Genomic DNA, 11,374 nt, shown 5'->3' with positions numbered 1-11,374 from the left:
CGGCGCTGGCAGAACGGACGGCTCGAGCGGAGCGAGACACCATGGGGTGATGTCTTCAGCCTGTTGCGCGATCTGCGTCCCTGGGGTCCGCTTGACCGGGTCAACAGGGATGAAGCTAATTCCGCGTTATCGCAACGCTATGCGCTGCGCCGCTCGGCAAGGGCGAGCACCTCGTCGAGGTGGCGGATCACCTCGATCTCCACGCCGCGCCGGCCCGCTGACGGGGTCACCACGATGCGGGCGATAAGGCGGCGCAGCTGGGGCGCAGCTTCCTTGCGGGTCTCCTCGTCGGCCAGCTCGCGGTGGAGCTGCTGCACGGCGGCGCGGTATTGCTGCGCGAGCCCTGGGCGCTGGCTCTCATCGATCCCGGCGGCGCCGCTGATCGCCCGATCGGAAAATTCGCCGACGATCGACCAGCCTTCCGCCTCGGCGCGCGCGCGGCACGCGGCAAGCTGATCCTCGATCGAGCGAGGATTTTGCAGGGTGCTAGAATATCTGGCGTAGATCAGCGTCCGCACGAGTCGACCTTTCGCAAGCGGCGGCCTGGGCGGCGGCAATGTCGCGCCGGGCGTGAGCGCGCGCAAGGGCCCGCGCGATCTCGATCACGAGCGGATCGGAAGGCGCGGGGCGGGGGATGGTCATGCCGCCGTCCTCGTGGGCAGCGCATCGCCCCATTGCTCGGCCATGGCGCGGGCGATGCCGGGGAAAAATCTGCTCCGCTCCTTGTCGCGGTCCGGCCCCGGCGGCATCCGCCAGACGCGCGCCAGCGGCTGCGCATCCGCGCCAAGGCCCAGCGCGGCGCGGGCCGCTTCGAGGGTGGAATAGAGCGGCTCCAGCGGTTCCAGTCCGCGCAGCCACAGGCAGGTGCGCTTGGTCTCCCAATCGCCGAACTGCCAGGGCTGCACGGATTGGGCAGGGGGGCGATAGTTGGCGATCCGCGCCTTGGCGTGGCGGTGCATCACGGGGTTTTCGACCGCGACGCGCGGCACAGGCGCGTTCCAGAGCGCTGAGAACAGCGCCGCGCCTTGGTCAAGCTCCGCCCAGATATCCGCCATGGTGCGCCCCGGCGGTGGGGCTGAGAGCCAGCGCGCCCCGGAATTACACAGCCGAGTGCAGGGGGGATGGGCGACGATGAGCAAATCCCAGCCATCATCGAGAATGTCGCGCACATCGCCACGGATGTGGCGGTTGCTCCCATCCTCAGCGGGGCGTAGGTCGCATGACCAGGCATCATGCCCGCGCTCGGCGAAGGCCCGGCGCACGATGCCGCTAAACTCGCAGGCGACGAGAACGCGGGCCATCAGTGCCCCCTGCCCAGCAGCCGCGCCAGCCAGCCTGCGCGTTCTTCCGGCATCGGGCGCAGCGGGCCGTAGTGCCAGCGCCTCTGGGCATCATTAAGCGGCTCGCGGGCGCGGGTGCGTTCACACGGTTTCATGCGAGGCTCCAAAGCAGGAGGGAGTAGGCGTAGAGCGCGCCGATCCACAGCGCGGCCCCGGCGAAGGCCTCGGCAAGGCGACGGGCGATCATGCCAGCACCGCCAGCGCGGCGAGCGCGTAGGCCAGCGCCACGAGCGCAGCGATGAGCGCGCACTCGGGGTGTAACCGGGTCATGCCGTTCCTCCCGGTGGCGGGGGCATCGCGGCCCAGTGCGTCCAGTGCGCGAGCGGCGTCACCGGGTAGCCCGACGCGATCACGAGGCGCTCGCTCGAAGGGCCGCTGTCGCGCGCCAGAATGACCGTGCCTGCTTTCACGATCCGATCGTGCGCGTCGCAGATCAGGATCGTGCGCCCGAGCGGCGCGGTGGTGATCGGGCGCCATTTGACGCGCACGCTGCTGCCCAGAAGATGTGAGGTGGTGCTCATGCCGCGCTCTTCTGGCTGCGCCGCCGGTGATCATAGGCGGGCGCGCCGAGGGCGTTGGCGAGGATCATCAGATCGCGCGCCTTTTGCGCGGCGCGCGCGTCCTTGGGGTTCGCCTCGGCCCGGGCGATGGCAACATCGCGCGCGCGGGCGAGCTCGGCCAGCGCGGCGTCGGGCGAGGCGATGTGATGCGCCATGACGGTGCAGGTGTGGCCGATCGGGAAGATCGCGGGCACCTGCAGCTCGGGCAGCCTGGCCCCGGCCATGGCAGCGATGGCGAGCCACAGGCGCGCGACCTCGTTGGCCGGATCGCCCGGCCAATCGCCGTTATCGACCGCGCGCTTAAGGGCGGCGCGGCGTTGAGAGAACTGTTCCTCGGCAATGCGGGCGATGGTGGCGCGCGATAAGGTCATGGGTGCCTCCTGTGAGGCCCATTGGGTAAATGATGGTAATACCCAACGTCAAGCGAAATGTTGGGAATACCCATCGGGCTTGCTGACGGACCGTCACTGCATCATGTTCAGCCCATCACAGGTTTCCGAGGTTGGTCGCGGATGCTGGAGATGTTCGAGGGGATTTCGTCATTCGTTGCCGGAAAGCGGGTCATGCCGCCCTTGCCGCCCGGTCGGCAGGCAGTCCTTGCCGGCGAAGATGAGCCCTCCGTTTCAGATCAGCGCGACGAAACCGCCTCGCTCGCACTTTTCATCGAGTATCGCGACGCGAAGGGCGTCGTCAGTGCAAGACGGATCGTCTGCCGAAGCTACGATGTGGCCACGGACATGCTGACAGCCTGGTGCTTCGAGCGCGAGGCGCTGCGTCAGTTCCGGATCGATCGAATTATCAGCGCTGCCTGCACCCGGACCGGCGAATTCTTTGATCTTCCTGATCTGGTAAGCAAGCTGCGCGATGGATCGACCCCGGTGCGCGATAGCGGGCTCAACCTGGTGCTCAGGGTTCTGACCTTTCTGATGCGCTGCGACGGCGTGCATTGGACAGAGCCCGAAGCCCTTGAGCAGGCGATCACCAGTTATGCCATGCGGTTTCACGGAGACGATGCGATGGTCGAGCAGGCTTTGCGGCAGGCACGCACCATGGCGCCTGACGAGACCGATTTCATCAAAGCACTCTACAGCATCGGGAAACATCCCGATCGCGCGCGCCTTGCCCGGGTTATCCAGCAGCACGCGCGCGCAGTTATCGACGCAGATGGCGTGATTTCCCCAGAGGAAGCGCGGCTTGGGATGGAACTGGACGCGGTCCTGCGAAGGCTCGCGGCTGCGGACTAACCGAACAGCAGATCGGTCTGCGGCAGTATGCGGTGCACCGCAGATCGGTCTGCGGCAGTATGCGGTGCACCCGCGCCACCCGGCGGCGCGGCACGGTGAAGATGGCCGCCGGGTTGAACTGTTCGAGCACCAGCTCGCGCGTGGTGGCGCGCACCAGGCGCTTCACCAGCACGCTGGTGACGTGGTCTTCCTCGCCGTTCGTCAGCTGCACCAGCACATAATCGCCCGGGCGCGGCGGGCGGGTGGGATCGACGATGCCGACTTCGCCGGGCTCGAAGCGGGGCATCATGCTTTCGCCATGGAAATAGATGGCATAAAGATCGCGCGCGCCCCGCAATGCCGGCGGGCGCGCGATCATCCGCACGGTGTGATCGGCATCGAAGCTTGAGCGCTCGATATCGAGCAGCGCGCCACTTTCATCCTCGAGCTGGATGGGCGCGCAATCGCCGGTGCCCACCAGCGGGATCGGCGGCAGATCGGGCATTGGCCCGCGCCAGTCGATCCGCCGGTCGCTGATCGTCACCTCGCTGAGCACAGTGTCGGGATTGTCAGTGGCGCCGACCAGGTAATCGGAGCTGACCCCGAGCTCGCGAGCCAGCGCATTGAGGCGCGCGGCTGACGGCACGTTGACGCGATCGGGATCCAGCAGGTCCCGGACATAACCGGCGTGCGCGCCGATCGCGAGGCTGAGCTGACGCTTGCTGCGTCCGCTTTTTTCGAGCTGCTCGGCGAGGCGTTGGGGCAGGATTTCCGCGATGTTCGGCATCGCTGGATATTCCCACGCCGGCATGATCGCGGGAAGGTCGGGAATTCCCACTTGACCAATGGTGGTAATACCCATCATAACGATGGGTAATGAAACCCACCCCTTCCCTTTCGCTCGTCGATCACCTGCGCCAAGCTGCCTGGATCTGGGTTGCCGCGCACGACGCATCCTTCGCCCGCCTCGGCAAGTCCGTCGTCAATGACGGTGGATTCTTCACCCGCCTCGAAACGCAGGTGCAAGGCACGACCACCGCCACGCTGGAGAAATTCGCGGCGTTCCTTGCCGACGCGGCCAACTGGCCGGAGGGCGCGGTTCCTCAGGAGGCGATCGACCTGGCTCATAGGGTCGGAGTTATCACGCGGGAGGCCCAAGATCATGCGTCCTGATCTGGCCTCGAAGCATTATCTGGCCGAGCGGCTCGCCAATGTCCTGCGCCGGTTCGAGCACGAAGGCGGCGCGATCGAGGCGCTGGCCCGCGCCGTCGGCGAGACCCCGCGCGATCTGAGGCGCTGGGCCGATGGTGTGACCCTGCCCGGCCATGTCTTCTGCGCGTTGCTGGGCGAGCTGCCGCGTCATCTCGCCGATGCGCTGATCCGCCCGACCGGCCTCAGGCTGGTCGCCATCGATCACGACGAGAGCGCCAATGCGCTGCTGGTGGCCGCCCGGCTCAACAAGCTTGCCGGCACCATCGCCGAGGCCGCCGCCGACGGGCGGATCGACCACCGCGAGCGTGCCGCGATCGGCCAGCTGGCGCAGGCGACCATCACCCAATTGCAGCCGCTGGCAGGAGAGTGAGCGATGCTCGCCAGCTATCACGACAGGATGATTTGCCCCCTGCGCTGGGGGCGTGAGGATAACCGGCCGATCCCCGAGAGCGCGCCGGTGCCAGCGCGGCGGCAGGCCGAGCCGCGCCAGGGCCCGGCTGCTGCCGAGAGCGTGGCTGCTGCAGGAGCGGCTTAGGTGCTCTGCGCGCCCGAGCACATCTGGCGCTGGGCCGAAACGGCCGCGCCCGGCCAGCAGGAAAGCTATGGCCGAGGCCAGCGCGCCCCGGCCGATCTGGTGGCGGCGATGCGCCCGCTCGTCGAGGCCGGAGTGTTGACTCCGGTGCGCAAACGCGAGGGGGACAATTTCCTCTTCATGGTGCAGCGCGGCACCGGCGCGCTGCCTGCTGCCGAGCGGCGGCGGCTCTCGCGCGGCCCAGTGCGGCGCAAGATCGTGCGCCGTTCGGAACTGTCGCGGGTGTTCCAATGCCTGCTCGCCGCGGCGGTGCGGAACCGCCCCTGCCCCAGCCTCGCCCAGATCGCCCGGCGCTGCGGCCTGCGGGGCAAGGGCGCGGCGCAATACCGCGTCTCCCAGCTGGTGCGCAAGGGCCGCATCGCAATCGAGGAGCGCGGGCCCGATCAGCCGCGCATCGTCACCATCCTCACCGGGCGTCACGCCGGCAGGAAAACGAGGGGAGAGTAAACGTGAAAAGTGCCGCGAAGCGCTATACGGCGAAAGCGCTACCCAATGGCGCTCCACGCCACGGGGTGACTTGGCCGGTAGTGATGCTGACCAAGCGGATGGGGAGCTTTAAGCGCATCATCTTTCTCTCCCGCGCCGAGGCCGAGGCGCTGCGCGATGCGCTGGCGGCGGCGCTGCGGGATTTCGACCCGGCCAAGGATCTGGCGGCGGATGTCGCCGCGCGCCCCCGTGCCTACACCGGGCCCTTCCCCGTCCGCGGCGCCACGCTTGCCTATCTCGGCTTTTGCGAGGGAGAAACGTGATGCCATTCGAAACGATTGAAAATATCAAAAAGCTAGCCGCGCAGATCGCGGTTTTCCCCGAGGGCGTGCGTGTCGAGGCGCGCGCGCTGACCAAGGCCGGCCGCACTTATGCCCGCTTTATCAAGATCACGATCGGCGCGCAGCTGGCCAGGAAGCTGTTCTGGCGCGACGAGAAGGTGCCGATCGAACTCGCTTTCGGCACCGGCAAGGACGCCGGCAAGATCCGCGCGGTGATGGACGCCTCGGGCGGGCAGTTCGTCGCCCGGCGCATCCGGCAGGGCCATTATACGATCACCATCAGCGCGGCGACCGCGGATGGGCTGTTTTCGCTTACCTTTCCAAGGTTTGACATCCCTGCGGTGGAGCCGGTGCACGAGATCGGCAAGCCGCCGATGCTGGTCTTCAAGGCCAGCGAAGAAATGCTGGCGGCGGAATGAACCCCGTGCCGCCCCCTCTGACGCCGGCCCAGTGGCTGCGCCACCTGAGCGCGCAGGCCTTTGGCGTGAGCGAGGCCGAGATGTTCGGCCCGAGCCGCAAGCGCCCGATCTCGATCGCACGGCAGGCGACCTGCTATGTGCTGCGGCGGCGCTTCGCGCATCTTTCCTATCCGGCGATTGCCAAGATGATGCGGCGCAAGGATCACAGCACCATCATCTTCGCAGTGCGGCAGACCGAGGCGCGCATGGGGCGCGATGCCGATCTGGCGCGCAAGATCGCCGGGCTGATCGCGCTGCCTGTGCCGCCTCGGCCACAGGATGCTCACGTGCGCGCCTGGGCCGCGCTCAAGGCCGCGCGGGCGCGCGCAAATGCGCTCGCGCCCATCGCTGATGATCCCGATCTGGCCGAGTGCGTTGAGGCCGCGCCGGCGCACGCAAATCCGCTCGCGTCCATCGCTGATGATCCCGATCTGGCCGAGTGCGTCGAGGCTGGGAAGGTGGTGTGCGCGCAATGCGAGCGGGCTGTCACGCCTGCCGAGGCGCAGCGCTGCCGCTGGCGGCTGTGCGGGTTGAGGTGGGCGGCCTGATGGCGCGGCAGGGGAAGCTTTCGGCGCTCTATGTCGAGGTGCTGGGCGCGCCGCAGCAGGCCTTGCCCGGCCCGCTGTTCGACATCGCCTCCGATCTGGCGCGCGAGATCGTGGCGCGCCCGCTCGATTATCGCGGCTGCCAGCGGCTCGAGGCGCTGGGCGTCGATGGGCGGTTCGTGGCCGAGCTGGGGGCGATGTGCGCCATCGGTGCAGGCCGGGTGCAGCTTTCGCCCGATGGCGCGCGCTGGGAACCGCACGGCCCCGATGCCCGCCTGCTGCTGGCGGTGGCCGAGTGCGGCGCGCTGGCCGATATCATCGCGGTTTCCACCACGCATCCCGATCAGGTGGCGCGGCGCACCGGCTTTGGCTGGTGCCTCGGCTTTGAGCGCTATGAGGAAGCGCTGGCCGCGGCGGTGCTGGCCGAGCGGCGCGTCAGTCTGCGGATTTTTCCCGATCCGCTCGAGTGGCTGCGGGGGCGCGCTCGCGGCATCTGCGTGCTCGATTGGGGCCTCGCCCTGCCGCAGCTGCGCGGGCTGGGCGAGCGGGTGACGCTGGAATGCGATGCGGGCGCGGGCGCGCGGATCAGGGCGCTGCTCGAGATCGGCGGCCTGCCGCGCGTCACCGAACTGCCCCCGCGCGCCTCGGCAATCGCGGCCTGATGCCATGGCGCAGGGGGGCAATTTCGTGCGGATCGAGGCCGCGCCGAACCTGCCGATCGATCTGGAGGCCGCGCGCCTGCCGCTCACCGATCTCGGCAATGCCGAGCGCTGGCGGCTGCGCTTTGGCGCGGATTTCCGCTTCTGCGACAAGATCGGTTGGTTCATGTGGGACGGCCGCCGCTGGCGGCTGCTGTCCGAGGAAAAGGACGCCCTGCCGGCCGAGGTGATGCAATCGGTCTTCGTGACGATCCGCGCGATCCGCAATGAGGCGGCGCTGATCGCGGCGCTGGGCTGCGAGGATCCCGAGGAGCTCGACGGGGTCAAGCTTCAGAACTTCCAGATCTGGGCCATGGCCCGCGCCGCCGGGGGCTGGAACGCGCTCGAGCGCGCGATTCGCGCGAGCTTCCCGCCAGGCCCGGACGGGGTGCCAAGCGGCGAAAGCGACAAGGCCGTGGCTGCGGCGAGCGAATTCGTCGCCAACTGCAAGACGCGCGACAAGGCCTTTTCCACCGCGCCGGGCCGGCGGCAATTGTGGTCGGACGCGATTGCCGCGCACGCCAAGGCCAGCGAGGCCAGCGGCAAGCTCGGCGCGATCGCCAGGATCGCCCGCGCCCTCCCCGGCATCGCCATCGAGCCGGACAAGCTCGACGCTGAGCCCATGGCGATCAACGTCCTGAACGGCACGCTGCGGCTCAAGCGGCGCAGCGTGAAGCGCTCACCCGAAGAGATCGCCGCGGGCAAATCCGAATGGAAGGCCGATGGCTGGAAGATCGTCAGGGAGCCGCACCGGCGCGAGGACCTGATCACGAAGCTCGCGCCGGTGAAATATGCCCCCGCCGCCACCGCCCCGGTCTGGGACGCCTTCATCGCCCAGGTGCAGCCCGATCCGATCATGCGGCGCTTCCTCCACCAGTGGTTCGGCCTCAGCCTCACGGGCGATATTAGTGAACAGAAGCTCGCTTTTTTCTACGGATCGGGCCGTAACGGGAAGGGCACGGCGGTGGAGACCGTGGCTTATCTCGCCGGCGATTATGCCGGGTCGATCCCGATTGAGAGCTTTCTCGACAATGGCATCCGTCGCCGCGGCGACCAGGCCACACCAGACCTCGCGCGGCTGCCGGGCGTGCGCTTTCTGCGGGTTTCCGAGCCGGAGCGCGGGGCCAAGCTCAACGAAGGGCTGGTCAAGATGGTGACCGGCGGCGATCCGGTGGATGCGCGGCACCTCAACCGGGGTTTTTTCACCTTCGTGCCCTGCTTCAAGATGACGATCAGCGGCAATCACAAGCCGGACATCAAGGACACCAGCGACGGGATCTGGCGGCGGATGCAGCTGGTGCCCTGGGCGGTGACAGTGCCGCGCGAAGAGGTTGACCGCGATCTGCCGGCCAAGCTGCGCGCCGAGGCCAGCGGCATCCTCAACCGCCTGCTCGAAGGCCTGTGCGACTGGCGCGAGCACGGCCTGATCGAGCCCGATCAGGTGCGCATGGCCACCGCCGCCTATCGCGATCAGAGCGATGAGCTGGGTCGGTTTTTGCACGATTGCTGCGAGGTCGGCGAGGACACGCCGCAGCGTCCGGTGCGCGTGGCGGCCAAGCTGCTGCACGACACCTATCTCGCCTGGTGCGAGCATGCGGGCGGCTCTCACTGGAAGATCGGTGGGTTCAAGAAAGCCATGCAGGACAAGGGGTTCGTCTCCAAGGCGAGCGACGGCATGAAGTGGCTCGGGGTGCGGCTGCGCGAAGGTATCGATCCCGAGGCCATCCGCGAAGGAAGGTGGAGCAGCCCTGATGAGGCGACAGAAGATGGAGCGCGCCAGGCTGGCCAAAAGGGCCACGAATGGCCCACCGGCGATGATCCTGATTGGGTGCCCGGCGATGACTGGTGAGCCTGCTATATCAATGCTTTATCGGCAGCGCTGGCGCGGTCGGCCCTTCCGCGCGGAAAAGGGCCGGAAGGGCGCAAACAGGCCGGTCGGAAGGTATTTTTCCTCGCGATTTCTGCGGGTTGTGGGCATTTGGAAGGCGCGGAAGGGCTTTCCGGGGTGCTCCATGTGAGAAGTGCAATGCAATTTTCAGCGCCCTTACCCCTGTTTTGCCTTCCGTCCCTTCCATTCCTTGTTCCAAAGAGAGGAAAGAGAGAAACAAGATATTGGAATTTAAAGGGGATGCGTGATGTTTTGGGGCTTCCGGGGTGTTCCGCTTGCGGCTGCCCGGGGCCTTCCGGTCAGAGGTGCGGCGGAAGGGGTGATCTATGGCGCTGATGGATATCGATGCGGTGGAGTGGTGGGAACACGATCAGGTGCGCGAGGCGCTGATCGAGGCGGTGCTGCTGTGGCGCCGAACACCCGGTGATGGGCGCTGGCCCTTCGCCTCGGACGGCCCTTGGCATCTCATGAGCCGCGACTTGCAGGCGGACTATGACGCGCGCGGCGGCGATCTGGGCGAGGTGGTGCCAAGGCCACTGCCGCTCTCGCGCGCCGAAGTTGCTTGGCGTGATCGGGTGACGGATTGGATGATGCTCGTCGGCGCGCTGGACATCGCAGAGCTCCACCGCCAGCTCGCCAGCGCCGCCCCTTCGCGCCGCGCGTATCTTGAGCGCCGCATACGTAAGCGCGAGAAACAGGCTCAGGCCGATCGCCGGCTGCTCGCTATCTGCCTCGATTATCACGCGCGCGGATGGGAGCGCCTGCCCTGGAAGCGGCGGATCATGCCTGCGCTTGGGCTACGGCGCGGTCAGGCCGGTTTGGAAAGGCGCTACAGCAAAGCCCTACGTGAGATCGCAGAGGCGCTGAACACCCCGGATTTCTGCGCGTCGAATTTGTCAAGGGGTATAATGTGAAGGCGTGGAGATTTCTGCAGTCGCTGATTGGGCCCCAAAAGGCTATGCGCAACGCCATGCTCGGCGCTGGCGTTTGGGCGGCGCGGGTGTGGGTCCTTTCCCGGCTTAGACCGAATACGGGAACCGGAGGCTCGGCCCGTGTGAGAGTTTCCGATTTTTCCGGACGCTCTGTTTTTTCTTGCGGTTTGGCCCATGGCTGAGGTTCTGATCGCCTCGCTTGGCGAGTTCGCGGCGATCCCCGGCGTTCCGTCGGAGCCGACGCTGCGGCGGCTGATCAAGGACCATCCCGATTTTCCGGCGGTCCCCGGCACCAACGGGCAGGCCTACGAGATCGATGTCGCCGCGGCGATCGCCTGGCTGAAAGAGCGCGAGGCGCGCCGCATCCAGGCCGAGCGCGACCATGCCGAAAGGGTAAGGCAGCTTGGCCTCGCGCTGCTCGGCGAAGGCGCGGCGGCTGATGTTTCGCAGGCCGGCCTTTCGATCGACGAGCGCAAGAAGCTGCTCGAGGAAGAGTTCTACGCGATCAAGGTCGCCGAAAAGCGCGGCGAGCTGATCCGCAAGGCCGATATCGAGGCAGCCATTGCGGATGTGCTGGCGATCGATGCGCAGCGCCGGAGCGATTTCATGGTCCGGCTCGCCAAGCGGGTGAGGCTCACCCGCGATCAGATCGCGGCGGCCGAGGAGCTGCTGGAATATGATCGCCGCCAGTTCGCGGCGGCGTTGAAAGGGGTGACGGAGACCAGGCATGCTGATGCAGCGGGTGGAGGCGCTGCCGCCGTTTGAAACCGGCGCGCAGCTGATCGCCCGGCTCGCCGACATCTACCTGCCCAAGGAGCGGCTGACGGTTTCGCAATGGGCCGAAAGGTTCATGCCGCGCTATGATCCGCTGGCGCTGCCCTATCTCGCCGAGATCATGGACGCGCTGGGCGATCCGGAGACGCCGGAGGTGGGCGACATGGGCCCGGCGCAGGCGGGCAAGAGCACCGTGGGCGAGGCCTGGATGGGCTGGACGATCGACAGGGCGGGCGTGCCGTTCCTGATGGTGCAGCCGGACAGGGCGGCAGCCGAGGCTTTCGTCAAGCTGCGGATCAACACGCTGGTGCGCGAAGTGCCGGTGCTGCGCGCGGCGCTGCTGCCCGACAGCAGCGCCGACAACATGCACCTCAAGCTGTTCAAG

17 protein-coding genes are annotated in these 11,374 nt (G+C 67.4%); 12 read left to right on the top strand and 5 right to left on the bottom strand.

The window, feature by feature from the left end:
• Positions 1-137: 137 nt before the first annotated feature.
• The 4 genes from ACK41X_RS20410 to ACK41X_RS20395 all read right to left on the bottom strand — a co-directional run bounded on the left by ACK41X_RS20410 (position 138) and on the right by ACK41X_RS20395 (position 2,271).
• Positions 138-584, bottom strand: coding sequence for a recombinase family protein (locus ACK41X_RS20410; protein ID WP_409727085.1), 447 nt, complete (start codon positions 582-584; stop codon positions 138-140).
• 54 nt (positions 585-638) lie between these two features.
• A complete protein-coding gene (locus ACK41X_RS20405) occupies positions 639-1,301 on the bottom strand; it encodes a hypothetical protein (protein ID WP_409727083.1) in 663 nt (220 codons plus the stop codon).
• Between the two features lie 305 nt (positions 1,302-1,606).
• Positions 1,607-1,861: a hypothetical protein gene (locus tag ACK41X_RS20400; RefSeq protein ID WP_409727080.1), complete on the bottom strand. Its 255-nt coding sequence runs from the start codon at positions 1,859-1,861 to the stop codon at positions 1,607-1,609.
• On the bottom strand, positions 1,858-2,271 hold the full coding sequence (locus ACK41X_RS20395; protein WP_409727077.1) for a hypothetical protein: 414 nt from the start codon (positions 2,269-2,271) through the stop codon (positions 1,858-1,860). The genes ACK41X_RS20400 and ACK41X_RS20395 overlap by 4 nt, the downstream gene beginning before the upstream one ends.
• Positions 2,272-2,412: 141 nt before the next feature.
• Here ACK41X_RS20395 and ACK41X_RS20390 point away from each other — a divergent pair, with 141 nt between their 5' ends.
• Positions 2,413-3,144: a hypothetical protein gene (locus ACK41X_RS20390; protein ID WP_409727074.1), complete on the top strand. Its 732-nt coding sequence runs from the start codon at positions 2,413-2,415 to the stop codon at positions 3,142-3,144.
• Here ACK41X_RS20390 and ACK41X_RS20385 read toward each other — a convergent pair.
• The gene (locus ACK41X_RS20385) at positions 3,053-3,985 is read right to left on the bottom strand and encodes a S24 family peptidase (protein WP_409727071.1); all 933 of its coding nucleotides are present in this window, start codon (positions 3,983-3,985) and stop codon (positions 3,053-3,055) included. The genes ACK41X_RS20390 and ACK41X_RS20385 overlap by 92 nt on opposite strands.
• Positions 3,986-3,999: 14 nt before the next feature.
• Here ACK41X_RS20385 and ACK41X_RS20380 point away from each other — a divergent pair, with 14 nt between their 5' ends.
• The 11 genes from ACK41X_RS20380 to ACK41X_RS20330 all read left to right on the top strand — a co-directional run.
• Positions 4,000-4,296, top strand: coding sequence for a hypothetical protein (locus tag ACK41X_RS20380; protein WP_409727068.1), 297 nt, complete (start codon positions 4,000-4,002; stop codon positions 4,294-4,296).
• The gene (locus tag ACK41X_RS20375; RefSeq protein ID WP_409727065.1) at positions 4,286-4,705 is read left to right on the top strand and encodes a hypothetical protein; all 420 of its coding nucleotides are present in this window, start codon (positions 4,286-4,288) and stop codon (positions 4,703-4,705) included. Before ACK41X_RS20380 ends, ACK41X_RS20375 begins: the two co-directional genes overlap by 11 nt.
• A 165-nt stretch (positions 4,706-4,870) precedes the next feature.
• Entirely contained in the window at positions 4,871-5,374 is a 504-nt protein-coding gene (locus ACK41X_RS20370) for a hypothetical protein (protein WP_409727062.1), read from the top strand.
• 2 nt (positions 5,375-5,376) lie between these two features.
• Positions 5,377-5,676 carry a hypothetical protein gene (locus tag ACK41X_RS20365; RefSeq protein ID WP_409727059.1) on the top strand — a complete coding sequence of 100 codons (300 nt, stop codon included), beginning with the start codon at positions 5,377-5,379 and terminating at the stop codon, positions 5,674-5,676.
• On the top strand, positions 5,676-6,113 hold the full coding sequence (locus ACK41X_RS20360) for a hypothetical protein (RefSeq protein WP_409727057.1): 438 nt from the start codon (positions 5,676-5,678) through the stop codon (positions 6,111-6,113). The genes ACK41X_RS20365 and ACK41X_RS20360 overlap by 1 nt, the downstream gene beginning before the upstream one ends.
• Positions 6,110-6,700, top strand: coding sequence for a helix-turn-helix domain-containing protein (locus tag ACK41X_RS20355; RefSeq protein ID WP_409727054.1), 591 nt, complete (start codon positions 6,110-6,112; stop codon positions 6,698-6,700). Before ACK41X_RS20360 ends, ACK41X_RS20355 begins: the two co-directional genes overlap by 4 nt.
• Positions 6,700-7,359, top strand: coding sequence for a hypothetical protein (locus tag ACK41X_RS20350; protein WP_409727051.1), 660 nt, complete (start codon positions 6,700-6,702; stop codon positions 7,357-7,359). Before ACK41X_RS20355 ends, ACK41X_RS20350 begins: the two co-directional genes overlap by 1 nt.
• Positions 7,262-9,244: a phage/plasmid primase, P4 family gene (locus ACK41X_RS20345; RefSeq protein WP_409727048.1), complete on the top strand. Its 1,983-nt coding sequence runs from the start codon at positions 7,262-7,264 to the stop codon at positions 9,242-9,244. Before ACK41X_RS20350 ends, ACK41X_RS20345 begins: the two co-directional genes overlap by 98 nt.
• A 365-nt stretch (positions 9,245-9,609) precedes the next feature.
• The gene (locus ACK41X_RS20340; protein ID WP_409727045.1) at positions 9,610-10,197 is read left to right on the top strand and encodes a hypothetical protein; all 588 of its coding nucleotides are present in this window, start codon (positions 9,610-9,612) and stop codon (positions 10,195-10,197) included.
• Between the two features lie 192 nt (positions 10,198-10,389).
• Positions 10,390-10,980 carry a hypothetical protein gene (locus tag ACK41X_RS20335; RefSeq protein ID WP_409727042.1) on the top strand — a complete coding sequence of 197 codons (591 nt, stop codon included), beginning with the start codon at positions 10,390-10,392 and terminating at the stop codon, positions 10,978-10,980.
• Positions 10,943-11,374 (top strand): phage terminase large subunit family protein (locus ACK41X_RS20330; protein ID WP_409727039.1); only part of this gene is annotated, 432 nt, incomplete at its 3' end. The genes ACK41X_RS20335 and ACK41X_RS20330, both read left to right, overlap by 38 nt.

Source organism: Pseudorhodoplanes sp., assembly GCF_046289595.1.
Classification (GTDB): Bacteria; Pseudomonadota; Alphaproteobacteria; order Rhizobiales; family Xanthobacteraceae; genus Pseudorhodoplanes.
This window is presented reverse-complemented; position numbering and strand designations above follow the sequence as displayed.

Bases quoted from the DNA above. Each gene is read 5' to 3' on its own strand.
- ACK41X_RS20405 (WP_409727083.1), bottom strand. From the start codon at position 1,301: ATGGCCCGCGTTCTCGTCGCCTGCGAGTTTAGCGGCATCGTGCGCCGG.
- ACK41X_RS20400 (WP_409727080.1), bottom strand. From the start codon at position 1,861: ATGAGCACCACCTCACATCTTCTGGGCAGCAGCGTGCGCGTCAAATGG.
- ACK41X_RS20395 (WP_409727077.1), bottom strand. From the start codon at position 2,271: ATGACCTTATCGCGCGCCACCATCGCCCGCATTGCCGAGGAACAGTTC.
- ACK41X_RS20390 (WP_409727074.1), top strand. From the start codon at position 2,413: ATGCTGGAGATGTTCGAGGGGATTTCGTCATTCGTTGCCGGAAAGCGG.
- ACK41X_RS20385 (WP_409727071.1), bottom strand. From the start codon at position 3,985: ATGGGTATTACCACCATTGGTCAAGTGGGAATTCCCGACCTTCCCGCG.
- ACK41X_RS20380 (WP_409727068.1), top strand. From the start codon at position 4,000: ATGAAACCCACCCCTTCCCTTTCGCTCGTCGATCACCTGCGCCAAGCT.
- ACK41X_RS20375 (WP_409727065.1), top strand. From the start codon at position 4,286: ATGCGTCCTGATCTGGCCTCGAAGCATTATCTGGCCGAGCGGCTCGCC.
- ACK41X_RS20360 (WP_409727057.1), top strand. From the start codon at position 5,676: ATGCCATTCGAAACGATTGAAAATATCAAAAAGCTAGCCGCGCAGATC.
- ACK41X_RS20355 (WP_409727054.1), top strand. From the start codon at position 6,110: ATGAACCCCGTGCCGCCCCCTCTGACGCCGGCCCAGTGGCTGCGCCAC.
- ACK41X_RS20350 (WP_409727051.1), top strand. From the start codon at position 6,700: ATGGCGCGGCAGGGGAAGCTTTCGGCGCTCTATGTCGAGGTGCTGGGC.
- ACK41X_RS20345 (WP_409727048.1), top strand. From the start codon at position 7,262: ATGCGGGCGCGGGCGCGCGGATCAGGGCGCTGCTCGAGATCGGCGGCC.
- ACK41X_RS20340 (WP_409727045.1), top strand. From the start codon at position 9,610: ATGGCGCTGATGGATATCGATGCGGTGGAGTGGTGGGAACACGATCAG.
- ACK41X_RS20335 (WP_409727042.1), top strand. From the start codon at position 10,390: ATGGCTGAGGTTCTGATCGCCTCGCTTGGCGAGTTCGCGGCGATCCCC.